Consider the following 23,304-nt stretch of genomic DNA (forward strand, 5'->3'; position numbering starts at 1 on the left):
CTGGAACGCTCATGTACGTCCCCGCCCAATTCGTCGAAGCGCGCAAGGAAGTCCTGCACGCGCACATCGTTCAACATCCGTTCGGCACGCTCGTCACGCACGGCGCGAGCGGCCTCGACGCGAATCACATTCCGTTCGAGCTGTTCGCCGACGAAGGCGAGCACGGCGTGCTGCGCGCGCACGTGGCGCGGGCGAATCCGGTCTGGCAGGACGTGGCGAATGGCGACGAGGTGCTGGCGATCTTCCGCGCCGGCGACGCCTATATTTCGCCGAACTGGTACCCGAGCAAGCACGAGGCGCACAAGCAGGTGCCCACGTGGAATTACATCGTCGTGCATGCACACGGGCGCGTGACGATACGCGACGACGAGCGCTACGTGCGCGGCGTGGTGAGCCGCCTCACGCGCACGCATGAAGCCGCGCTGCCGCAGCCGTGGAAGATGGGCGACGCGCCGCCCGATTATCTGGATGCCATGCTGAAGGCGATCGTCGGCATCGAGATCGAAATCACGCGTCTCGTCGGCAAGAGCAAGCTGGGACAGAACAAGGAAGCGCGCGACATTCGCGGTGCCGGCGAGGCGCTGGTCGAACGCGGCGAAGCGCCGATCGGCGAGGCCATGCTGGCGCATCTGGCCAGCAAAGCGGAATGAGCCGTTGCAAAGCGTGTTAAATCGGCCTTGAGCCGGCGTTAAAGTCGCTTCACGCGCGCTTTAAACCGGCTTTCAACGCTCATTCGCTGACGTCGGTAATCAGGCGCGCGTGCAGCGCGCGAATGCGGCGGTCCACGAAATAGCCGCCGCCTTCCGTATAGCGCAGATAAAGCCGGTTGCACGCGCTGCATTGCCACACGTCGCAGCGATTGTACGGAAAGAAGTATGGCGCCACGGGCGCTTCGGCAGACCAGTAGTTCGTGCCTTCGGGCAAATACTCGCTGTAAGTGGGTTCGGCCAGTTCGGGGTTCAGCAGCGTGCCGACCTGCACGAGCCGCGTTTCGTCGAGCGAGAGCGGCTGCGATTGCCAGCCTTCGAGCGAGGCCTTCGTGCAACTGCAGTCGGGCACGATCCGCGCTTCGGCCGCTTGTGCGAGTTCGAGTAAAGACTGGGCGTCGAGCTGTCGGGTCATGATGGCGGCAAAATCGTGTGAATCTGAAAGCTTCGAATCGAACGCCCGTGCGCGATGTCCCATCACGTGGCACCGGGATTCGTGCTGCGCAGTGTACACGCAATCACTATTTTTTAAATTCACGTTCTCGCGTTACGATGCCTCAATCCAGCGGTCATTTTTAAAGGATTCGAGGAACATGAAATACGAGAACGCCTTGCAAAAGGCGATCAAGGGGCATCTCGAGCGGGCGATGGAACTCGCCGAGCTGTTCGGGCTGTTCATCATCGGCATTGGCACCGTGGCGGCCATGGTGCATCTGATCTGGCGCATGATCAATTCCGATGGCGTTTCACTGACCGATCTGCTGCTGATGTTCCTGTATCTGGAAGTGTTCGCGATGGTCGGCCAGTACCTGAAGGCCGGTCAATTGCCGGTGCGCTTTCCGCTCTATATCGCCATGGTCTCGATCGCGCGGGATCTGATCCTGCGCGCCGGCATGAATTCCGAGTTGCATCTGCTCGCGAGCGCGGGGGCCATCGTGCTGATCGCGCTGGGCGTGCTGATGATCCGTTACGGCCAGTACAAGTATCCGAGCGACTCGGTGCAGTCCAGGATCGAAGAGGTTAAATAGTTCGCCATCCTGAGTGTTGGCGGATTACGGTGCGGCTAGCGCGGCGCACAAGGCATCGGCGAAAGCGCGCACCCGCGCGCTCATGTCGCGCCGCGAAGGATAGACCAGATATAAATCCGCTTGCGGCTCCACACCGTCCGGCAGCGCGACTTCCACGAGTTCGCCGCGCTCCACATGCGGCGCGCCCACATGCGCGGGTAGCACGGCCACGCCCGCGCCGCGCAGGGCGAGCGCCTTGAGTAACGCGAAGGTATTGGCCCGCACGCGCGCTTTGGCCGTGCGTGCGCCATCGGCAAAGCCCGTGCTGAAGGCGAGCGCCGGTTCGGCGTGCGGTGCGGAATGCGCCTCGAGCCATTTCGCGCTCGCGAATGCCGCAAAGCGAAACGACGCAATGCGGCGCGCCACGGCGTCGTTGCCGCCGGGCTGGCGGCCGCGCACGGCGAGATCGACATTGCCTGCCACGAAATCGACCACTTCGTTGCCCGCATGCACGTCGATGTTGACGAGTGGGTGCGCCGCCACGAAGCGCGCGATGGCCTCGCCGAGCACGTCGGCGGGAAAATCGAGCGGCACGCTCAGGCGTATCGAGCCCGCGAGCGCCGACCCGCGCGCGATGCCGGTGCGTTCGGCTTCGCGCAGCGTGCGGATGGCTTCGGCGACGCTCGCGTACCACGCTTCGCCGTCGGCAGTGAGGGCCACGCTGCGCGTTGTCCTGCGCAACAGGCGCACGCCCAGGCGGGCTTCGAGTGCGGCGACGCGTGCGCTCACGGTCGAGCGCGGCAAGTCGAGTGCGCGTCCGGCGGCGGCGAAGGAGCCTTCCTCCACGACGGCGACGAAGGCGAGACAACCGTTGATGTCCATAGTGGCGTGAGTCGTTGCGCGCATTGTCCAGCTTGCTGGCGGGACTCGCCATTCTAGCGGGCTTATCGCTCAAAGCATGGGCAGGCAGACTGAGGAACGAGGGCAGTCTCCTCGTTCCTTCTTCTCTGCCAATGGAAATCGCCATGCACACAGGCCGTATCGAATCAAATGAAACGCTGGAATTCGCGGGCATGCGCACGCGCGTGATAGCGGGCGTCGCCACACAATCGCTGTGCACGATCATGGAGATGTCGATCGCGAACGGCGGCGGCGCGCCCGCGCATCGCTCGCTCGACGAGGACAAGACCTTCGTGCTGCTCGAAGGCCAGCTCACATTTCATCTCGCCGACGCGGCGCTCGAGATGCGGCCCGGCGACGCCATTGCGGTGGCGCGCGGCGATCTGCACGGTTTCGTCGCGGGCGAGGTGGAGGCGCGACTCCTGCTCGTCAGCGCGCCCGCGGGGCATGACGCTTTCTTTCGGGCGATGGCCGCATTGCCCGTGCCGCACGATGCGGGCGCGGTGCGCGAACTCTGCGCGCGGCACCGGCAGGTGATTGCCGGCCTGTGAAACGGCATGTCTCGTGCTGCCGTGCGATCATGCACTTTTCGTTGGTGCATGACATGCCCACGACGCGAACGGAGAACGAGACATGAGCAAGACATTCAAGGTCGCCGCCATTGCCGGTGACGGCATTGGCCAGGAAGTGATGCCCGAGGGCGTGCGCGTGGTCGAAGCCGCTGCCGCGAAGTTCGGCCTGAAGATCGAATTCACGCATTTCGACTGGGCCAGCTGCGACTATTATTTGCAGCACGGCAAGATGATGCCGGACGACTGGTTCGCCACGCTCAAGGGCTTCGACGCGATCTACTTTGGCGCAGTGGGTTGGCCCGAGAAAGTCCCCGACCATATTTCACTGTGGGGTTCGCTGCTCAAATTCCGCCGCGAATTCGACCAATACGTGAATCTGCGTCCCGTGCGCCTGCTGCCGGGCGTGCCGTGCCCGCTCGCCAACCGCAAACCGGGCGATATCGACTTTCTCGTGGTGCGCGAGAACACCGAAGGCGAATATTCTTCGGTGGGCGGCAAGATGTTCGAAGGCACCGAGCGCGAATTCGTGTTGCAGGAGTCGGTGTTCACGCGTCAGGGCGTGGATCGCATTCTGCAATATGCCTTCGATCTCGCGAATCAGCGCAAGCGCAAGCAACTCACGGCGGCCACAAAATCGAACGGTATCTCGATCAGCATGCCGTACTGGGACGAGCGCGTGGCCGAGATGGCCCGGTCGTATCCCGAGGTGAAGTGGGACAAGCAGCATATCGACATTCTGTGCGCGCGCTTCGTGCTGCAACCGGATCGCTTCGACGTGGTGGTTGCGTCGAACCTGTTCGGCGATATTCTTTCCGACCTCGGTCCGGCCTGCACGGGCACGATCGGTCTGGCGGCTTCGGCGAACCTGAATCCGGAGCGCAGGTTTCCTTCGCTGTTCGAGCCGGTGCACGGGTCCGCGCCCGATATTTTTGGCAAGCAGATCGCCAATCCCATCGCCATGATCTGGTCGGGCGCGATGATGCTCGATTTTCTCGGCAACGGCGATGCTGCGTATCAAGCCGCGCACGATGCCATCATGCAGGCCATCGAAACGGTGCTCGTGGAAGGACCGCGTACGCCGGACATGGGCGGCAATGCGAGTACGCAGGTATTGGGTAAAGCCGTGGCGGCCGCGCTGTAAATCGAATTAAAGCGGCCTTCAAACGCGCTTTAAAGCGCGCTTGAAGCGCATTGGGCGGTAAATTCAACGGGCAGATTCAATGGCAGTGAATCTGCCCGACTCATTCGCCGTCGATGCCCAGTTCCTTGCGCTCGCGGCGTTCTTCGTTGCCGCGGCGCGCGCGCATGCGCTGGCGCGACAGCACGGTGATGATCTGGCCCGTGGTGGCATGAGCGGGGATCTCGTTGCGAATCACGTTCGCGACCATCGGCAAGCCTTTGCGCTGGCGGTTCAGCGCCTGCGCGATCGCGCGGCGGCATTCGTCGCCGTGGCAATCCCATTCGTCGCGCAATTTTCCGCAATAACGGCAGGTGTCCATCAAGTTAGTTTACCGAAATTTGCACGAACGTTCCGGGCGCGAGCCCGTTTGCGATGGCGCCCCAAAACCGTTGGCCACGCGAACATGGCGATTTTCCGCGCGCGACTATGATCGATCGAGGTAAGGCCGCAGGGGCGGCCTTCGCAGCGGAGAGACGATCATGGCCGATCACGGTATCGAAGGAAAGACGGTATTGATTGCGGGCGGCGCGAAGAATCTGGGCGGCCTGATCGCGCGGGATCTCGCCGTACACGGCGCGAAAGCCGTGGCGATTCACTACAACAGCGCCGCCACGCAGGCGGCCGCCGAAGAAACGGTCGCGGCGATCCAGGATGCGGGCGCGAAGGCGGCGGCATTTCAGGCCGACCTCACCTCGGCCGGTGCAATGGAAAAGCTGTTTGCCGATACGGCGGCGGCAATCGGGCGCCCCGATATCGCCATCAACACGGTCGGCAAAGTGCTGAAGAAACCGTTCGTGGAAATCACGGAGGCGGAATACGACCAAATGTCGGCGGTCAATGCCAAGACCGCTTTTTTCTTTTTGCGCGAGGCCGGCCGGCACGTGAATGACAACGGCAAGATCGTCACGCTCGTCACTTCGCTGCTGGGCGCGTTCACGCCGTATTACGCGGCCTATGCGGGTACGAAGGCGCCGGTCGAGCACTACACGCGGGCGGCTGCCAAGGAGTATGGCGCGCGCGGTATTTCAGTCACGGCCGTGGGGCCAGGGCCAATGGACACGCCGTTCTTTTATCCCGCCGAAGGGCAGGACGCCGTGGAATATCACCGCACGGCGGCGGCCCTGTCGGCGTTTTCCAAAACAGGACTCACCGATATTCACGACGTCGTGCCGTTCATTCGCCATCTCGTGAGCGACGGCTGGTGGATCACGGGGCAAACCATTCTCATCAATGGTGGCTACACTACGAAATAAGCCGTGAAATCAGTCGATGAACGCGCGGCCAATGTGAATGATCTGGAATCCGAACGAATTCGACACGGCCGTGCGTTCACGAATCACGGCCGCGGCGGAATGTTCAAGCCGCGTTCGACGGCCGGTCGCGCGACGAACGCATCGAGCGCACGCGCGACGTGCTTGAAGTCGCCGAAGCCCACGATATCGGCCGCTTCGTAGAAACCCACGAGATTGCGCACCCACGGGAACGTGGCGATATCGGCAATGGTGTAATCGTCGCCCATGATCCACTGGCGGCCGTCGAGGCGCTGATCGAGCACGTGCAGCAGACGCTTCGTTTCCGCCACGTAACGATCGCGCGGACGCTTGTCTTCGTAGTCCTTGCCCGCGAATTTGTGGAAGAAGCCGAGTTGACCGAACATCGGGCCCACGCCGCCCATCTGGAACATCACCCACTGGATGGTTTCGTAACGTGCCGCGCCGTCGCGTGCGAGCAGTTGGCCGCACTTGTCGGCGAGATAGATCAGAATCGCGCCTGATTCGAACAGCGGCAGCGGCTGACCGCCGGGACCGTTGGGGTCGAGAATCGCGGGAATCTTGTTGTTGGGATTGAGCGAGAGGAACTCGGGCGTGAGCTGGTCGTTCGTGTCGAAGCGCACCAGATGCGGTTCGTAGGCGAGGCCGGTTTCTTCCAGCATGATCGACACCTTGACGCCGTTGGGCGTGGGCAGCGAATACAGCTGAATGCGCTCGGGGTGCTGCGCGGGCCACTTCTGGCTGATAGGGAATGCGGAAAGGTCGGTCATGGCAGGTCCTCGGGCTTGCGCCGCGCGCGAGTGGCGCGTGTTATCGAATGGAGGGGCGAGAGCAGAGCGCGGGTGCGTTCAGGCCGCCCAGTGTAGTGGAAACGGGCGCAGCGCGTGCGGGAGGTCGGGCTGCCCAGGTCGGGCCGCGCAGGTGGGGCCGCCGAGGTCGGGCCGCGCAGGTGGGGCCACGCAGCTGGGGCCGCCCGTCGGCCCGCGCAGGCCGCGTCAGGAGCGCATGCGGCGGATCAAACGCTGCCTTCGCGCTCGATCACGAGAATGCGCGCTTCGCCACGGGGATGCGCGACGTGCTCGCAACCCACGTTCGCGAAAAACACGTCGCCGGTTTCGAGCACGGCAATGTGTTCCTCGCCCGCCTCGCGGTAGTGCATGTCGACGGTGCCGTCGAGCACCGCGAACACTTCTTCGCCGTCGTTGACGTGCCAACGGTACGGCTGGTCGGTCCAGTGCAGGCGCACCGTCGTGCCGTTCAGATTGGCGATGTCGAGCGCGCCCCAGGCGCGCGCGGCCGTAAACGTTTTGGGGCGAATGACTTTCATGCGAGATACCGGTGAGCAGGTGTGGCGCCCGGCACGCGAGCACGAAAGACCGCGGCGCCTTGCCTCGACCTTACTTCCACATCGTCCGGGCCCAGAAGGTCAGCGAGCGGTCCCACGCAAGCTGTGCCCACACCGGGTCGTATTGCGTGATGGCGATGCGGCCCGGGCCCACGGCCGTTTCGTTCGCGAACGCGTGATGCGCGAGATAGCGGTGGAACTCCACGTTCACGTTGGCGTCGCGCAGCTTCTGTTCGAGCGTGGCCACGGTTTCGATATTGAACGCCGCGTCCTGCGTGGCGAAGTGGCCGAGCACCGGCGCGGTGATCTTGCTCGCGTCGATGTACTCGAGCGGCGGGAACCCGTACCAGACCACGGCGGAGTCGATGCCCGGCACCATGCTCGCGGCCAGCAGCGTGAGCGCGCCGCCCATGCAGTAGCCCGTCACGCCCACACGCGAGGTGAGCGTCTTGAGGTAGGTGACGGCGCCGTGAATGTCCTGCGAAGCGGCGTCGCCGAAATTCAGGGCGTCCATCAGGTGATGCGCTTCTTCTTCCTCGACCGTGCTCTTGCCGCGGTAGAGGTCGGGCACGAGCGCGTAGTAGCCGGCTTGCGCGAGACGGTCGGCCACGCCACGAATCTGGTCGTTCAAGCCCCACCATTCCTGGATCACGACGATGGCGGGCGCGCCTTCCGTCTGCGCCGGTTTGGCGAGATAGCCTTGCAGCGACTGGCCGTCGGGGCGGTTGAAGGAAATCATGGTGCCGGCGGACTGGGTCATGGAGCGTTCCTCGTGAGTGGGATTCGGTGGCACGTCAGGCGGAATTACGCCGCGCGTGAAAGCCGTAGCATAGCGCTTACGCGTGCGATCTGCGTGTATCGGCCCGATCGGAATGCGCTGATTTGTCGACCGGATTTGCCAATCCGGGGTGCCGACATCATGCGCCGATCAGATGCAGCACCACGTCGCGCGTATGCGCCACGCGACGATGCTCGAACACGTAGATGCCTTGCCACGTGCCCAGCACCGGTTCGCCGTGCTCGACGGGAATCGACAATTGCGTGTGCGTGAGGGCCGTGCGCAGATGCGCGGGCATGTCGTCGGGGCCTTCGGTGTCGTGCTCGTAGCGTTGCGGATCTTCGGGCGCGAGCGCTTCGAAATAGCGTTCGAGGTCGCGGCGCACCGAAGCGTCGGCGTTCTCCTGGATCAGCAGCGACGCCGACGTGTGGCAGCAGAACAGCGTCAACAGTCCCATGTCGATGCCTTGCTCGCGCACGAACGCGCGCACTTCGCGGCTGATTTCGGTGAGCCCGCGCGTGCGCGTTTTCACACTCAGATGGTGGATGGCCTGGCGCATGATCGGTTCTCCGTGGCGGCGCGGAATGGAGTCAGTCTGAGGCGGTCAGCCTGTCGTAGCGAGGCCGCACGCGGCGTGCCGCATGCTGGTACGATGTCGGGCTTGCCGGCGCGGGCAGGGTTCCTGTTCCGCGAAAACCGGCGCACCGCATGTTACCGCCGAACCGGACGCACCGGTATCGGCCCACCCTCATTCGAAGGAGCCCGCTCTTGAATCTCTCCCGCTTCGCGAAAGCACGCCATTCCACCAAGGCATTCGACGCCAGCCGCAAGATTCCCGCCGCCGTCATCGAGGAACTCAAGGAACTGGTGCGCTTCAGCCCGTCTTCGGTGAACTCGCAGCCGTGGCATTTCGTGGTGGCGGAGAGCGACGCGGCCCGCGCGCGCATCGTCAAGGGTATGGACGGCTACGCCTATAACGAGCCGAAAGTCACGCGCGCTTCGCACGTGATGGTGCTGTGCGTTCGCACCGACATGGACGACGCGCACCTCGCGCAAGTGCTCGCGCAGGAAGAGACCGACGGCCGCTTCGCGAATGCCGAGGCGAAGGCGGGCCAGGAAAAAACGCGCGCGTTCTACGTGAATCTCAACCGCGAGCGCAACGCGCTGAATGCGTGGATGGAGAAGCAGGCGTATCTCGCGCTCGGCACCTTGCTGATCGGCGCGGCCACGCTCGAGATCGACGCGTGCCCGATGGAAGGTTTCGACGCGAAGGCGCTCGACGCCGAACTCGGTCTGCGCGAGCAGGGCTTGACGGCGCTCGCCGTGGTCGCGCTCGGCTACCACAGCGCCGACGACTTCAACGCGAAGCTGCCGAAGTCGCGTCTGCCGGCCGCCACGGTGTTCACGGACCTCGGCTGAGCGGTTCGAGCCATACGCGCGCGACCGCATCCGGTTGCGCGCGCAACCTCCGCAAAGAAACAGCGGCGCCTCGTGCGGCCGCCACGTAAGGCGGTGAGCGATGCAAGGGATCAAGCGCCGGATCGTCTATGTCACGTTGTTCGAGACGATCGCCATTCTCATCACGGGCACGAGTTTCGCCTCGCTTTCGGGCAGCGGCATGGACCGCGCGGGCGCGGCGGCGATTTTCTCTTCGCTGATCGCGGTGGTGTGGAATGTCGTGTTCAACGCGCTGTTCGAGCGCTGGGAAGCGCGCCAGACGAAGCGTGGCCGCGGCACCGCGCGGCGCATCGCGCATGCGGTGGGCTTCGAGGGCGGGCTGATCGTCTTTCTCGTGCCGATGATCGCGCTCACGCTGCACGTGCCGCTCGTCGAAGCGTTCTTGATGGACGTCGGCCTTTCGGTGTTTTTTCTCGTGTACGCCTACGTGTACAACCTCATTTTCGATACCGTGTTCGGTTTGCCGGCCTCGGCCCTGCCGCTCGACACTCCCGCCACTGACCGGCAACCTCACGCGTAAGTTACTGCACGCTGTAGCCGCGCCCCTGCATGCACGCGCCGTACGAACGCCAGTAGGTGCTCATCGCGGCGCTTTGCGCCTGTTGCGATGCCTGGGCCTGCGCCGCGTGTTCGCGCCGCGCGCGCACGCCGCCCGCGAGCGCACCCGCCGTCGCACCAACAGCCGCGCCGTGCCCCGCGTCGTTGCCGCTCACATCGCCGATGATCGCGCCCGCCGCCGCACCGCGCGCCGCACCGCCCACGCGCGCGCCCGTGGGGCCGCCTTGCGGCGGCGGTGCCTGCGAAGCCGCAACGGGATCGACGCCCGTGTTCTGCTTCGCCCATGCGTAACAGGCGGCATCGTCTTGCTGCTGCAACTGCGGGCTCTGGCCGTGCGCGGGATAAATGGCGGGTTTCTGCGCGAAGGCGAGTGAGCATGCGCCCAGCAGCAGGCATGCGGAGAGACGCTTCATGAAGGACTCCTCGTTATCGAGTGTATTGCGCGGCGTAACGCGCTGCGCACGCGTGACGCGGCAGCATGTTTGATTTCATGGCGTGGCGTGCCGCCTGGGGCGAGAGGCGAGGAATGCGCGTGCGAAAGCGGCAAGCTGACGCTTCAGCATAGTCGATGGATTCGGGTGTCCGTTCGCGGATGCGCAGCGCGGTGCGCGTGTGCGTCAAGGCGCGCCGGGCAGGCGCTGCCGGCGAAGGCGGATGGCGGTTGCAAAACCGCAATCGAATGAAAACATCCGGCGCGGTAAGGCCGGCGATGCCGCGTGTGCCGGCGCGTTATTGCGTCGCTGCGCCGCTCGCCGCGCTCGCGTTGCCCGCCGTTGCTGCCGAGTCGGAAGCGCTCGTGGCGGAATTTGCCGAAAGCCGCTGCGGATGCAGCGCATCGTGCAGGTCGCCGTTCCAGCCGCCGCCCAGGTCGCCGATCAGCGCCGCCGCGTCGAGCAGGCGTGTCTGCTGCACGTTGAGCGCGGTCTGCTGGCTCGACAGTTGCGTGGCCTGCGCCGTGGCGACGGTCGTGTAGTCGACGGTCCCGGCCTGATATTCGTCCTGGGCGATTTGCGCGCCGTGCGTGGCGTCGCGTACCACGGCGTCGAGCATGTCGGCCTGCTGGCCGAGAATGCGCAAGCCCGAGAGGTCGTTTTCGACGTTCTGGAACGCGGTAAGCACGGTGCCGCGATAGTTCGCCACGGCGGCGTCGTAGCTCGCGCGCGCCGCAGCCACCTGGCCGCTGCGCTCGCCGCCGTCGAAGACCGTTTCGGTCGCGCTCGCGCCCAGCGACCACACATAGTTGCCGATATGCAGCAGGCCCGAGATGGGCGACTGCGTGAAGCCGTCGAGCGCCGAGAGTGAGATGGTCGGGTAATACGCGGAAATCGCCACACCAATGGCCGCATTCGCCGAAGCCATTTGCCGCTCGGCCGTGGCGACGTCGGGGCGGCGTTGCAGGATCGTCGAGGGCACGCCCGCGGGAATCACGGGCAAGGTGGGCAATTTTGCGCTGTGCGGGATTGTCACGTCTTCGGGATTGCGGCCCACCAGCACGGCAATCGCGTGTTCGTACTGCGCGCGCGAGACGCCCAGCGCGATCAGGCTGGCTTGCGCGCTTTCGAGTTGCGTGCGCGCCGAAATCAGGTCCGAAGGCGCGACCGTGCCCGCGCTGTCCTGGTCGGACACCACGCGCAAAAAGTTCTGGTACGCGGTCACGGTCTGCGTGAGCAGGTCGATGTCCGCATCGGCGATACGCAGCTGGATCACCGCGTTCGCGAGCGCGATCTGTTCGGACAACGTCGCATTCGCGAGCGTGGCTTCGCTCGCCTGCGCGGTAGCCGATTGCTCTTCGATCTGGCGCCGTACCTGGCCCCAGAAGTCGGGCGCCCAGCTCACGTTGCCTTCGAGCGAGCCGCTGTTGACGATGCGCGCGCCGCTCGACTGGCCGAGCGCGCTCAACGTGCTCGACGTGGACCCGGTGCCCGCGCGCTCGCGCTGCGCCGACCCTGTGATGCCGATGGTCGGAAAGAGGCTCGCGCGTGCCACACGCACTTCGGCGAGCGCTTCCTGATAGTTCGCGTAGCTCTGCCGCACGGTCTGGTTCGACACCGCCACGAGCGGTTCGAGTTCGTCGAGCAGCGGGTCCTGGAACGCGGTCCACCAGTCGCCTTTCGGGCCTTGCGCGGCGTCGGGCTCGGCCTGGGTCCAGCCGGGCAGTTCCTTCCACTGCGCAGGCACGTTCACCTGCGGCCGGTGATAGTCGGGGCCCACCATGCAGCCCGCGAGCAGGGCGGCGGAAAGCGGCAGCAGGCGCGCGGCCAGGCGAGTCAGACGCGGAAGACGGGGCGCGGCGTGGCGCAGGAGCGATCGGTCAAAACGGGTCTTCTTCATGATGCGCTCTCGTTGGCGTCGGTGGCGTCGCTTGCGTTGCCGGCGTCGGGGTTGTTGCGGTTCCAGGGCAGACGCGCCGACCAGCGCGCGAGCCGCGCGCGCAGGCGGTCGAGGAACAGATAGATCACGGGCGTGGTGTAGAGCGTGAAGACCTGGCTGAAGATCAGGCCGCCCATCACCGTCACGCCGAGTGGTTGACGCAGCGACGCGCCCTGGCCGATGCCCACCGCGAGCGGCACCGCGCCCAGCACCGCGGCGAACGTCGTCATCATGATCGGGCGCAGGCGCACCACGGCCGCTTCGTGAATCGCGCGGCGCGCGTCCATGCCCTCGTGGCGCTGCAATTGAATCGCCACGTCCACCATCATGATGCCGTTCTTCTTGACGATGCCGATCAGCAGAATGATGCCGATCATCGCGATCACCGAGAACGGCGTGCCGAAGATCAGCATGGCGAGCGTCGCGCCGATCCCGGCCGAAGGCAAGGTGGACAGAATCGTGAGCGGGTGGATCGTGTTTTCGTACAGGACGCCCAGCACGATGTACACCACGGCCAGCGCCGCGAGAATCAGCAGCGGCACGGTGCCCATCGACTGCGCGTACGCCTGCGCCGCGCCCGCGAACGCGCCGTGAATGGAGGCGGGCATGCCGATGTCGCGCTCGGCTTTCTCGATGACGGTGCTCGCCTCGGAGAGCGAACCGCCCTCGGGCAGATTGAACGAGACCGTGCCCGCCACCTCGGTGCCCTGATGGTTCACCTGGGTGGCGGTGTGGTTCGTGGTCCAGTTCATGAGCGCCGTGAGCGGCACCATGGTTTCGGCGGCGGTGCTGTCCGCGCTGCCGCTCGAACTGCCGCCCTTGCTGTTGGCGATCGAGTTGGTCTGCTGGTTCGCCACGGCGTTGGCGTTGCGGGAATTGGTGTTGCTGCTCGCGCTGGACGTGCTGCTTTCGGCGGTGAAGGCCGTGACGCCGGACACGGTGCTGCTCGACATCTGCGTTTGCGCCGAGCCGTTCGCGTTGCCCGCCGCCGTGCTGAGCCAGATATGGTCGAACGACTGCGGATACTGCCAGTATTCGGGCGCGACTTCCATCACCACGAAGTACTGGTTGATCGCGTTGTAAATGGTCGATACCGTGCGCTGGCCGAAGGCGTCATAGAGCACGCTGTCGATCTGGTTCGGATCGAAGCCGTAGCGCTTGGCCGTCGCACGGTTCACCGTCATCATCGCTTGCAGGCCGTTTTGCTGCAGGTCCGAATTCACGTCGGTGAGCGTGCCGTGGTACTTGTTCAACTCCGTCACGAGGCGCGGCACCCACGTGAACAGCGCGTCGGCGTCGTCGCTCGTGAGCGTGTACTGGTACTCGGCCGCCGCCTGCCGCCCGCCGATCTGCAAGTCCTGCTGCGCCTGCAGGAAGAGGCGCGCGCCCGAGACCGCGTTGAGCTTGGGCCGCAAGCGGTTCACGACCTGGGTGGCCGAGAGATGCCGCTGCGCGAGCGGTTTCAGTTCGATGAATACGGTGGCCGTGTTGAGCGCGCGGCCGCCCGTGAAGCCCGCGACCGATTCCACTGCAGGGTCCTGCTTCACGATGGCCTGCAATTGCGCGAGCTTCTTCTCCATGGCCGTGAACGACACGCTCTGGTCGGCAATGATCTGGCCGATCAGAATGCCCGTGTCCTGCTCGGGAAAGAACGTGCCCGAGAGCAGCTTCATGAGAAATACGTTGGCTACCAGCAGCGCGAACAGCGTGAAGATGATGAGCGCCGCGTGATCGAGCACGCTGTCGAGCGTGCGCGAATAGAACTGTTTGAAGCGCTCGAATTGCGCGTCGATCCAGCGCGCCACGCGCGACGGTTCGCGGTGCATCTGCTCGCGCTTGAGCACGTACGCGCACATGGTGGGCGTGACCGTGAGCGAGATGATGAGCGAGATGACGATGGCGATGGAGAGCGTCATCGCGAACTCGTGGAACAGCAGGCCGACGATGCCCGGCATCAGCAGGATCGGCAGGAACACGGCGATCAGCGAAAGACTCATGGAGATCACGGTGAAGCCCACTTCCTTCGCGCCGATCAACGCGGCTTCCTTCGGGTCGAGCCCGGCCTCCACGTGGCGCACGATGTTTTCGAGCACGACCACGGCGTCGTCCACCACGAAGCCGGTGCCAATCGTGAGCGCCATCAGCGAAAGACTGTCGATGCTATAGCCGAGCAGCCACATCGGGCCGAAAGTGCCGACGATGGAGAGCGGCAGCGCGACCGCGGGAATGAGGGTCGCGCGCGGCGAAAGCAGGAACACGAACACCACGCCAATCACGAGCAGCACGGCGATAAAGAGTGTGCGTTCGGTGTCGGCCACGGAAGATCGTACGGACTCCGAGCGATCCACGGCCACGTTCACCTTGATGGTGGCGGGCAGCGCGGCCTCGATATTGGGCAGGCGCGCCTGGATCTGCTGCACGGTCTTGACGACGTTGCTGCCCGGCATGGGATAGACGATCACGAGCACCGCCGACTTGCCGTTGTACAGGCCGGCATTGCGGATGTTTTCGTTCGAGTCACGCACGGTGCCCACGTCGCGCAGGAACACGGGCGCGCCGTCGCGATACGCGATCACGACGTCGCCGAACGGCTTCGCGTTGCTGATCTGGTCGTTCGAGATGACTTCGAAGCGCTGGTCGCCCTGGTCGAGGTGACCCTTCGCGCTGTTCGCATTGGCCGCGCCAATGGCGGCGCGCACGTCCTCCAGGCCGATGCCGTAACTGTTGAGCTTGCCCGGCTGCAACTCCACGCGCACCGAAGGCAGCGCGCCGCCGCCCAGCGTGATCTGGCCCACGCCGTCCACCTGCGAAAGCTGCTGCATGATGACCGAGTCGGCGGAGTCGTAGAGCTGCGCTTTCGTGAGCGTGTCCGAGGTGAGCGCGAGCACCATGATCGGCGCGCTCGCGGGGTTGTATTGCCGATACGTAGGGTTGCTGCGCAGCGTGGTGGGCAAGTCGCCGCGCGAAGCCTGAATGGCCGCTTCCACGTCGCGCGCCGCGCCGTTGATGTCGCGGTTCAGGCCGAACACCACCACGATCAGCGAAGAACCCACGTTGTTGATCGACGTGAGCTGGCTCACGTCGGCGATGGTGCCGAGCCGCCGTTCGAGCGGCTCGGCCACGGTGGAGGCCATGATGTCGGGGCTCGCGCCCGCCATTTGCGCCTGCACGACGATCACGGGATACGCGATGTTCGGCAGCGGCGCCACGGGCAGGCGGAAGAATGCCAGCACGCCCGCAAGCAGGATCGCGATCGCGAGCAGCGAAGTCGCGACCGGCCGGCGGATGAAAAGCGCCGAGATGTTCACGGCGTGCCCTCGGGTGCCGTGCCGCTTTGTTCGTCGTCCGAACGATCTTCAGGTTTGCGCTTGCGGCCGAAGCGTTCCGCGAGACGGTCGAAGAACAGATAGATCACGGGCGTGGTGAAGAGCGTGAGCATCTGCGAGAGCGTGAGACCGCCAATGATCGCGAGACCGAGCGGGCGGCGCAGTTCCGAGCCCGTGCCGCTGCCGAGCAGCATGGGCAGCGCGCCGAGCATGGCCGCGAGCGTGGTCATCAGAATCGGCCGGAAGCGCAGCAGCGAAGCCTCGAAAATGGCCTCGCGCGGCGGCTTGCCTTCCACGCGTTCGGCTTCGAGCGCGAAGTCGACCATCATGATGGCGTTCTTCTTGACGATGCCGATCAGCAGCACGATGCCGATGATGCCGATCACGTCGAGGTCCTTGCCCGCGATCATGAGCGCGAGCAGTGCGCCGATCCCGGCCGAAGGCAGCGTGGAGAGAATCGTGACCGGATGCACGTAGCTTTCGTACAGCACGCCCAGCACGATATACACGGCCACCAGCGCCGCGATCAGCAGATACACCTCGCTCGAGAGCGAGTCCTCGAACGCCTGCGCCGCGCCCTGGAACGACGAGGTGATCGAAGGCGGCAGCTTCACCGCGGCCTCGGCCTTGCGAATATCGCGCACGGCGGAGGACAGCGACGCGCCGTCGGCGAGGTTGAACGAGATCGTCACCGCCGGGAATTGCGCGAGGTGGCTGATCATGAGCGGCGAGCGCGTGATGTGGATCGTCGCGATGCCCTTGAGCGGCACCTGGCCCGAACTCGCGGTCTGGCTCGGCAGATAGATGTCGCCGATCGATTCCACGGTGGGCAGCGACTCGGGCTTCGCCACCAGAATCACACGGTACTGGTCCGACTGCTGGAAGATGGTCGAGACGATGCGCTGGCCCAGCGCGTCGTAGAGCGCGTTGTCGATGGTCGCCGCCGTGATGCCGTAGCGTGCCGCGAGCTGGCGGTTCACCTCGACATCGACGGAAAGACCGCTGTTGTTGAGGTCGCTCGTGACGTCCGTGATCGACGGAATCTTCTGCATGCGCGCGACGAGATCGGGCACGTACTGCTGGAACGCGTCCTGGCTCGGGCCGCGCAGCACGAAGTTGTACTGGTTGCGCGAGACCGTGGTGTCGAGCGTGAGATCCTGCTCGGGCTGCAGATACAAACGGATGCCCGAGACCTTCGCGACCGACTGCTGGATGCGCCGCGCGATTTCCTCGGCGCTTTCGGAGCGGTCGTCGTGCGGCTTCAGGTTGATGAGGAAGCGGCCGTTGTTGAGCGTGGTGTTGATGCCGTCAATACCCACGTACGACGTGAGCGAGACCACGTCCGGGTCCTTGAGGATTTCCTCGGCAAGCGCGGACTGGCGCCGCACCATGGCCGCATACGAGACCGAGTTGTCGGCCACGCTGATACCCTGGATCACGCCCACGTCCTGCACCGGGAACAGGCCCTTGGGGATCACCACGTAGAGCACGGCGGTGATGACCACGGTGAGCACAGCCACGATCAGCGTGAGCGTTTGATGGTCGAGCACCCAGCGCAGGCCGCGCTCGTAGGCGTTGAGCGTCTTGTCGAACAGGCCTTCGCTGATGCGCTCGAAGCGGCTCGGCTTGCGCTCGGCCTGGGCGCGCAGGATGCGCGCGCACATCATCGGTACGACGGTGAGCGAGACCACGGCGGAAAGCACAATGGTCACCGCGAGCGTCACCGCGAACTCGCTGAAGAGCCGGCCAATCACGCCGCCCATGAACAGCAGCGGGATCAGCACCGCGATCAGCGAGATGGTGAGCGAGAGAATCGTGAAGCCAATCTGGCCCGCGCCTTTCAACGCCGCCTGCAACGGTTTTTCGCCTTCCTCCAGATAGCGCACGACGTTCTCGATCATCACGATCGAATCGTCGACGACGAAACCCGTGGCGATGATGAGCGCCATCAACGAGAGGTTGTCGATCGAGTAACCGAGTTCGTACATGATCGCGAGCGTGCCGACCAGCGAAACCGGCACCGAAATGCTCGGGATGATGGTGGCGGGCACGTTGCGCAGGAACACGAAGATCACGGCCACCACCAGCGCGACGGCGAGCACGAGTTCGAACGCGGCGTCGTGCACGGACGCCTGGATCACGCCCACGCTGTTCGACACCACGGTGACCTGCATGCCCTTGGGCAGCGTGGATTCGAGCTGCGGCAACTCGCGCATGATCTGGTTGACCGTGGCGATCACGTTCGCGCCCGGCTGGCGCTGCACGTTCAGCACGATCGCGGGCGCCTTGTTGTACCAGGCGCCGCGCTCCACGTCCTGCGCGGCCGTGGACACGCGCGCGACGTCGCGCATGAACACGGGCGAGCCGTTCTGGTAGGCGATCACGGTGTTCTCGTAATCGGTCGGGTCGGAGATCTGGTCGTTCGAATTGATCGTGTAGTCGAGCTCGGGACCGTCGAAGTTGCCCTTCGGCGCGCTCACGTTCACATTGGCGAGCAGCGTGCGCAGGTCGTCGAGATTGAGACCGTAGGCGGCGAGCTTTTGCGGATCGGCTTCCACGCGCACGGCGGGCACGTTGCCGCCGGCCGTGGTCACGAGGCCCACGCCCGGCACTTCGGAAATCTTGGTGGCGAGGCGATTGTTGGCCGCGTCCTGCAACTGCGTGAGCGACATCGACTTCGAGGTGACCGCGAGCGTGAGGATCGGCTGGTCGGCGGGATTGACCTTGGCGTAAGTGGGCGGCGCGGGCAAGCCGCTCGGCAGGAAGCTGTTGGCCGCGTTGATGGCCTGCTGTACGTTCTGCTCGGCCACGTCGAGGTTGAGCGAGAGATCGAATTGCAGCGTGATGATCGACGCGCCTTCGGAGCTGTACGAGATCATCTGCTGCAAACCCGGAATCTCGCCGAGCTGCACTTCGAGCGGCGCGGTGACAGTCGTCGCCATCACGTTCGGGCTCGCGCCGGGATAGAAGGTCTGCACCTGAATGGTCGGATAGTCGACCGCGGGCAGCGACGAGACCGGCAGGAACTTCATCGCGACGAGGCCGACCAGCACCATCGCGATCATCAGCAGGGAAGTCGCGACCGGACGCAGGATGAAGAGGCGCGAAATATTCATCGGCGCGTGTTGGGCTCGGTTGGCACTGTTGACCCGTAAGGGCGTGACCCGTTAGGGCTCGGTGACTCGATTACTCGGAAGCGGCGCTGGCCGCGTTCGCCTCGCTGGCGGCGGCGTCCGATGCCGCGGGCGCATCGGCCGCGCTGGCCGCGCTGCCGGCGCCCGGCACGCTCGCGGCGCTGGCGCTGGCGGCCCCCGAGGCCGCCGCAGGTTTCGCCGCCGAGGGCTGGATCTTCGCGCCGTCGTTGAGGCGGTCGAGGCCGTCGGTGACCACGCGCTGGCCCGCTTGCAGGCCCGACGCGATCACGGTGTGCTGGCCGTCGCCGGGCCCCAGCGTGACCTTGTGCACCGAGACCGTGTTGTTCGCATTCACGAGATACACGTAGTTGCCGGGCGCGCCCGTCTGCACGGCGGGCGTGGGCACGAGCACCGCGTTCTGCAGGGTGTCGACGAGCAGCTTCACGTTGACGAACTCGTTGGGGAACAGCGCGCCGTCGTCGTTGGGCAGGCTCGCGCGCAGCGTCACGGTGCCGGTGGCCGTGGCCATCTGGTTGCTGATCGCGTAGAGCGTGCCGGTGCCGAGCTGGCGCGTGTTGTCGCTGCTGTACACGGTCACCGGCAGCTTCGCGCCGTTGTTGAAGCGCTGGAAGACGTTGCCCAGCGCGTTCTGCGGCACCGCGAACTGCACGGTCGTGGGCTTGATCGTCGTGATGACGGCGATGCCCGTGGAACTCGACGCGGTCACGTAATTGCCCGGATCGACGAGACGCAGACCCACGCGCCCCGAAACCGGCGCCGTGATGCGGCAATAGATCAGGTCCAGCTCGTACTGCTTGATATTGGCGATGTCCGACTTGACCGCCGCTTCGTCCTGCGCGACCAGAAATTTTTGATCGGAGTAAGTTTGCTCGGCGATCGACTTGCGCTCGTTCAATTGCGTGTAGCGCGCGAGATCGGCGCGCGCCTGGGCGAGCGAGGCCTGATCCTTTGCGAGCTGCGCCTGCGCCTGCTCCTTGCTGATCTCGTACTGGCGCGGATCGATCTGCGCGAGGAACTGCCCCTTCACCACGTCCTGGCCTTCGCGGTAGCCGACTTCGGTGAGGTAGCCGCTCAATTGCGGCAACACCGTGACGGTCGCGACCGGCGTGATGGTGCCGAGCGCATTGAGCGTTTCGGGCATCGAGCCGAGCGTGGCGGGCGCGACGGTCACCACTTGCGGCGCCGCGCCGCGCTGCGGTTTGCGGTTGCTGCGCACGTGCCAGACCACCACGGCGATCAGCACGATCACCACGATGAGCGCGATGATCCAGCCGCGTTTGCGACGCCGCGCGGCATGCGGCGGCGGGGCCGTGGGCGGTTGCGGCGCGGGGGGCGGGGGCGTGTGCGGGGCGTCGCTCATGCGGGCCTCCGTGAAGAGATGCCAGGATGATCCACGGCGCATCCGGATGGGCGGCGCGCGTGCGCTGCGCAGGCAACGAGCCAGACAGCCAGCCGCGCGCATGCGCGCATCGGCCGGGGCGCTTCGAGGTCCAGCCGGGGACTATCGTGACGATCGGATCGCTGCATACGCTTTCTCGTGTTTGTTATGCCGACATGCCTCTTGAAGCCGCGCACCAAAACGCGGCGAAGGCCAAGACTCGCAGTCTAACCAACTCAGGCGCCAATTTCGAAACGTTAGTAATTTGAAAGGTTTTGGCGTATTACATAGCGTGGGTTTGGACACGGGCGGTTACCGGAAGAAAGGCAATGCAATGACAAAGTGGGATTTTGTAAGCTCTCGCGCCGTGCGGTTCGAGCGATCGAGCGACGGGCGCAATCGCCGCGATCAGCGCGATCGGCGGCAATAAAGTACGCTCGCATCGATCCGGCGAGTTTCCCGCCGCGCCGTCTGGTTTTCATCGACTTCATTCATCGACATCGTCCATCGACAGGAGGAACCCGCCCATGAACGACGAAGCTCGCGAGTGGCAGCGCGCCGTGATCGCGGAACTCGGCGTGGCGCCGTTATTCGATGCCGCCGCCGAGTGCGAGCGCCGGATCCGCTTTCTCACCGATTATCTCGTCGCGCAAGACCTGCATACGTATGTGCTCGGCATCAGCGGCGGCGTGGATTCGTCGACGGCCGGGCGACTCGCGCAACTGAGCGTGGAGCGCGTGCGCGCACAGGGTCGCGAGGCACGGTTCGTCGCGCTGCGCCTGCCGTATGGCGTGCAGCAGGACGAAGCCGATGCGCAGCGCGCGCTGGACTTCATTCGCGCCGACGAAACCCTCACCGTCGACATCAAACCGTCATCGGACGCGATGCTGGCCGCGCTCAAGCAAGGCGGCATGCCGTTCGCGGACGCGCATGGCGAGGACTTCGTGCTCGGCAACATCAAGGCGCGCGAGCGCATGATCGCGCAGTACGCGGTGGCGGGCGCGCGGCGCGGTATCGTCGTCGGCACGGATCACGCGGCTGAGTCGCTCATGGGTTTCTTCACCAAGTTCGGCGACGGCGGCGCGGATGTCCTGCCGCTCTCGGGCCTCACGAAGCGGCGCGTACGCGCGGTGGCGCGCGAATTGGGCGCGCAAGAAGGCCTCGTGATGAAAGTGCCCACCGCCGACCTCGAAAGCCTCACGCCGCAAAAGCCCGACGAAGCGAGCTACGGCATCGCCTACGAAGACATCGACGACTTTCTCGAAGGCTTGCCCGTGTCCGATCACGTGTTGACGACCATCCAGCGCTTCTATCGCGCTACGGCGCACAAACGCGCGCTGCCCGTGACGGTTTCAGCGGCATGACGCCTGTGCGGGAATGCGTGATGCGCAGCAACATGCATCGACGCATCGGCGCGCGGGTCGCCGTTGGAGACGAGATGGATATTGCGGAAGACACGGTGGCCTTCATGAAGTCGGTGGGCTTGTCGCTCGCCACGGCGGAGTCTTGCACGGGCGGATTGATGGCCGCGGCGCTCGCTTCGGTGCCGGGCAGCGAGCCATGCCTCGATGTGGGCTTTATCGCCTGGTCGCCCTCGGGCAAGGCGGGCTTTCTCGGCGTAAGCCGGGCAACGATCGACGCGTTCGGCCTCACGAGCGAGGAAGTCGCGCGCGAAATGGCCGAAGGGGCGCTCGATTGCCCCGGTTGCGAAGCGGGCGTGGCCGTATCGAATACGGGAGACGCGGCGGGCAGCGGCGCGAACGAGCTACCTTCGGGCACGCAATGCTTCGCGTGGTCGTGGCGGCTCGAAGCGGGCGAGCGCATGACCTTCAGCGAGACGGCGCGCTTTGCGGGTTCGCGCAACGAAGTGCGCGAGGCGGCGGCGATGTATGCGCTCTCGCGCATCGAGCATTACTACCGGTTGCTGCCGCTGGAAGATGTGGATGACGAGATTTAGGGGCTGGTGAAGCGCAACCTGGCGGCTATGCCAGCCAGCCAAGGCTTTTTGCCGCCCCTTCTGCACGCAGGTAAGATGAGCGATTCCCAGCTTGTGCCGCCTGCCATGAACACCGCGCCCGCATTCGACGAAGACGAAGCCAGCCAGCAGGCGCTCGGTCTCTATACGCGCGGCGAAGGCCCGGCGCGCGAGTGGTGGCGCGTCACCCCGTCCGAGCGCGCGCAGATGTACCGCATCGCCCACGGCCGTGGCGATCAAGACGATTTGCATATCGATATCGACACGGTCGTCGATCTCGACAATCTCGAAGCGAAGCTGCTGAAATGGCGTCGCGAAGGCTTCGTCTCCGAAGCGCAACGCGGCGACGAATTGAACGCGGAGCAGGCCGGCCACACGTTCTCACGCGCACTGCGCAAAGCCGTCGCGCAAACCCGAACACAACAGCATGCCGCCGAGACCCGGCGCGCGGCGATGCCCACGGTTCGCATCGGCAACGTACCCGTGCCGCTCGGCAAGCCGAACGCGCTCGTGCCGCGCATCAATGCGGCGTACCTCTTCACGAACCGCACGCGCGACATTCTCGAAGATATCGTCGAAAACCGCCGCGTCATGTTGATCGGTCACACGGGCTCGGGCAAGACGAGTTTCATCGAGCAGGTGGCCGCGCGCGCGCACTACGGCGTGCTGCGCGCGAACATGAACGGCCAGACGACCATCGGCGACTTCGTGGGTTTCTGGACCGTGAAAGGCGGAGAGACGATCTGGGTGGACGGCGTGCTGCCCGTGGCCATGCGCGAGGGCTACTGGCTCATTATCGACGAACTCGATTTCGCCGAGCCGTCGATCCTTGCCGTGCTGACCGCCGTGCTCGAACCGAACGGGCGGCTGCTGCTCAAGGAGCGCGGCAACGAGATCGTCGAGCCGCATCCGTCGTTCCGCCTGTTCGCCACCGCGAACGCGGCGGGCGCGATGAGCGTGTATCGGCACCTGTATCAAGGCGCGAATCTGCTCAACGAGGCGTTTCTCGACCGCTGGCGCGTGTATCTGTTCGACTATCTTTCCGTCGATGAGGAAACCGAAGTATTGCTGCGCACGCTGCCGGTGCTCACGCCACCCATCGCGCGGACGCTCGCCGCCATTGCCGCCGATTGCCGCGCCGCGTTCGCGCGCGAAGACCTCGCCAGCGCGTTTTCCACGCGGCGCTTGATCGACTGGGCCGAGCTGATGCTGCGCACGGGCGACATCGAGCGCGCGGCGGGACCGGCGATCTACGCCAAAGTGAGCGCGGACGACGCGGCGCTGATCCGCAGCATCATCCGCCATCACGTGATCGTCGATTGAC

The 23,304-nt window shown here is 65.1% G+C and carries 22 protein-coding genes; 10 read left to right on the forward strand and 12 right to left on the reverse strand.

Translation table 11 applies throughout. The features are described 5' to 3' along the window. Positions 1-11: 11 nt before the first annotated feature. Positions 12-650: an FMN-binding negative transcriptional regulator gene (locus FAZ98_RS32235; RefSeq protein ID WP_158957802.1), complete on the forward strand. Its 639-nt coding sequence runs from the start codon at positions 12-14 to the stop codon at positions 648-650. 79 nt (positions 651-729) lie between these two features. Here FAZ98_RS32235 and FAZ98_RS32240 read toward each other — a convergent pair whose 3' ends face one another. Continuing rightward, a complete protein-coding gene (locus FAZ98_RS32240; RefSeq protein WP_158957804.1) occupies positions 730-1,122 on the reverse strand; it encodes a hypothetical protein in 393 nt (130 codons plus the stop codon). A 178-nt stretch (positions 1,123-1,300) separates the two neighbouring features. On the opposite strand from FAZ98_RS32240, the gene FAZ98_RS32245 reads away from it, so the two are divergent. Further along, positions 1,301-1,735, forward strand: a complete 435-nt coding sequence (locus tag FAZ98_RS32245) for a phosphate-starvation-inducible protein PsiE (protein WP_158957806.1) — start codon at positions 1,301-1,303, stop codon at positions 1,733-1,735. Between the two features lie 24 nt (positions 1,736-1,759). Here the strand turns inward: FAZ98_RS32245 and FAZ98_RS32250 are convergent, their stop codons facing one another. Beyond that, complete coding sequence (locus FAZ98_RS32250) at positions 1,760-2,596, reverse strand: LysR family transcriptional regulator (protein WP_158957808.1); 837 nt, start codon at positions 2,594-2,596, stop codon at positions 1,760-1,762. A gap of 143 nt (positions 2,597-2,739) precedes the next feature. On the opposite strand from FAZ98_RS32250, the gene FAZ98_RS32255 reads away from it, so the two are divergent. Together FAZ98_RS32255 and FAZ98_RS32260 are read left to right on the forward strand one after the other, a co-directional pair. Continuing rightward, on the forward strand, positions 2,740-3,165 hold the full coding sequence (locus tag FAZ98_RS32255) for a cupin domain-containing protein (protein ID WP_158957810.1): 426 nt from the start codon (positions 2,740-2,742) through the stop codon (positions 3,163-3,165). Between the two features lie 82 nt (positions 3,166-3,247). After that, complete coding sequence (locus tag FAZ98_RS32260; protein ID WP_158957812.1) at positions 3,248-4,327, forward strand: tartrate dehydrogenase; 1,080 nt, start codon at positions 3,248-3,250, stop codon at positions 4,325-4,327. Positions 4,328-4,427: 100 nt separating this feature from the next. On the opposite strand, the gene FAZ98_RS32265 is transcribed toward FAZ98_RS32260, so the two are convergent. Continuing rightward, positions 4,428-4,685 (reverse strand): hypothetical protein, encoded by a 258-nt coding sequence (locus FAZ98_RS32265; RefSeq protein WP_158957814.1) that lies wholly within the window; start codon positions 4,683-4,685, stop codon positions 4,428-4,430. Positions 4,686-4,845: 160 nt separating this feature from the next. On the opposite strand from FAZ98_RS32265, the gene FAZ98_RS32270 reads away from it, so the two are divergent. Then, a complete protein-coding gene (locus FAZ98_RS32270; RefSeq protein WP_158957816.1) occupies positions 4,846-5,619 on the forward strand; it encodes an SDR family oxidoreductase in 774 nt (257 codons plus the stop codon). Between the two features lie 83 nt (positions 5,620-5,702). Here the strand turns inward: FAZ98_RS32270 and FAZ98_RS32275 are convergent, their stop codons facing one another. From FAZ98_RS32275 to FAZ98_RS32290, 4 genes are all read right to left on the reverse strand, one after another. After that, positions 5,703-6,407 carry a glutathione S-transferase N-terminal domain-containing protein gene (locus tag FAZ98_RS32275; RefSeq protein WP_158957818.1) on the reverse strand — a complete coding sequence of 235 codons (705 nt, stop codon included), beginning with the start codon at positions 6,405-6,407 and terminating at the stop codon, positions 5,703-5,705. A gap of 245 nt (positions 6,408-6,652) precedes the next feature. Continuing rightward, positions 6,653-6,964 (reverse strand): cupin domain-containing protein, encoded by a 312-nt coding sequence (locus FAZ98_RS32280; protein WP_158957820.1) that lies wholly within the window; start codon positions 6,962-6,964, stop codon positions 6,653-6,655. A 70-nt stretch (positions 6,965-7,034) separates the two neighbouring features. Then, positions 7,035-7,742 carry a dienelactone hydrolase family protein gene (locus FAZ98_RS32285; protein WP_158957822.1) on the reverse strand — a complete coding sequence of 236 codons (708 nt, stop codon included), beginning with the start codon at positions 7,740-7,742 and terminating at the stop codon, positions 7,035-7,037. Between the two features lie 157 nt (positions 7,743-7,899). Continuing rightward, positions 7,900-8,319 carry a secondary thiamine-phosphate synthase enzyme YjbQ gene (locus tag FAZ98_RS32290; protein WP_158957824.1) on the reverse strand — a complete coding sequence of 140 codons (420 nt, stop codon included), beginning with the start codon at positions 8,317-8,319 and terminating at the stop codon, positions 7,900-7,902. Between the two features lie 209 nt (positions 8,320-8,528). Between FAZ98_RS32290 and nfsB the strand changes: the two genes are divergently transcribed. Beyond that, positions 8,529-9,179 (forward strand): oxygen-insensitive NAD(P)H nitroreductase, encoded by a 651-nt coding sequence (gene nfsB, locus FAZ98_RS32295; RefSeq protein ID WP_158957826.1) that lies wholly within the window; start codon positions 8,529-8,531, stop codon positions 9,177-9,179. Between the two features lie 100 nt (positions 9,180-9,279). Then, positions 9,280-9,738 carry a PACE efflux transporter gene (locus FAZ98_RS32300; protein WP_158957828.1) on the forward strand — a complete coding sequence of 153 codons (459 nt, stop codon included), beginning with the start codon at positions 9,280-9,282 and terminating at the stop codon, positions 9,736-9,738. 1 nt (position 9,739) lies between these two features. On the opposite strand, the gene FAZ98_RS32305 is transcribed toward FAZ98_RS32300, so the two are convergent. The 5 genes from FAZ98_RS32305 to FAZ98_RS32325 form a co-directional block, all read right to left on the reverse strand. After that, the gene (locus tag FAZ98_RS32305) at positions 9,740-10,189 is read right to left on the reverse strand and encodes a YMGG-like glycine zipper-containing protein (RefSeq protein WP_158957830.1); all 450 of its coding nucleotides are present in this window, start codon (positions 10,187-10,189) and stop codon (positions 9,740-9,742) included. 316 nt (positions 10,190-10,505) lie between these two features. Further along, a complete protein-coding gene (locus tag FAZ98_RS32310; protein WP_158957832.1) occupies positions 10,506-12,107 on the reverse strand; it encodes an efflux transporter outer membrane subunit in 1,602 nt (533 codons plus the stop codon). After that, entirely contained in the window at positions 12,104-15,454 is a 3,351-nt protein-coding gene (locus FAZ98_RS32315) for an efflux RND transporter permease subunit (protein WP_158957834.1), read from the reverse strand. Before FAZ98_RS32315 ends, FAZ98_RS32310 begins: the two co-directional genes overlap by 4 nt. Beyond that, positions 15,451-18,588, reverse strand: a complete 3,138-nt coding sequence (locus tag FAZ98_RS32320; protein ID WP_158957836.1) for an efflux RND transporter permease subunit — start codon at positions 18,586-18,588, stop codon at positions 15,451-15,453. The genes FAZ98_RS32315 and FAZ98_RS32320 overlap by 4 nt, the downstream gene beginning before the upstream one ends. 70 nt (positions 18,589-18,658) lie before the next feature. After that, the gene (locus FAZ98_RS32325; protein WP_158957838.1) at positions 18,659-19,987 is read right to left on the reverse strand and encodes an efflux RND transporter periplasmic adaptor subunit; all 1,329 of its coding nucleotides are present in this window, start codon (positions 19,985-19,987) and stop codon (positions 18,659-18,661) included. 545 nt (positions 19,988-20,532) lie between these two features. On the opposite strand from FAZ98_RS32325, the gene nadE reads away from it, so the two are divergent. The 3 genes from nadE to FAZ98_RS32340 all read left to right on the forward strand — a co-directional run bounded on the left by nadE (position 20,533) and on the right by FAZ98_RS32340 (position 23,303). Then, a complete protein-coding gene (gene nadE, locus FAZ98_RS32330; RefSeq protein WP_158957840.1) occupies positions 20,533-21,369 on the forward strand; it encodes an ammonia-dependent NAD(+) synthetase in 837 nt (278 codons plus the stop codon). A 74-nt stretch (positions 21,370-21,443) separates the two neighbouring features. Beyond that, entirely contained in the window at positions 21,444-21,962 is a 519-nt protein-coding gene (locus tag FAZ98_RS32335) for a CinA family protein (RefSeq protein WP_158957842.1), read from the forward strand. A gap of 75 nt (positions 21,963-22,037) precedes the next feature. Next, positions 22,038-23,303: an AAA family ATPase gene (locus FAZ98_RS32340; protein ID WP_407672148.1), complete on the forward strand. Its 1,266-nt coding sequence runs from the start codon at positions 22,038-22,040 to the stop codon at positions 23,301-23,303. Position 23,304: the final 1 nt, after the last annotated feature.

Source organism: Paraburkholderia acidisoli (assembly GCF_009789675.1).
GTDB classification, from domain to species: domain Bacteria; phylum Pseudomonadota; class Gammaproteobacteria; order Burkholderiales; family Burkholderiaceae; genus Paraburkholderia; species Paraburkholderia acidisoli.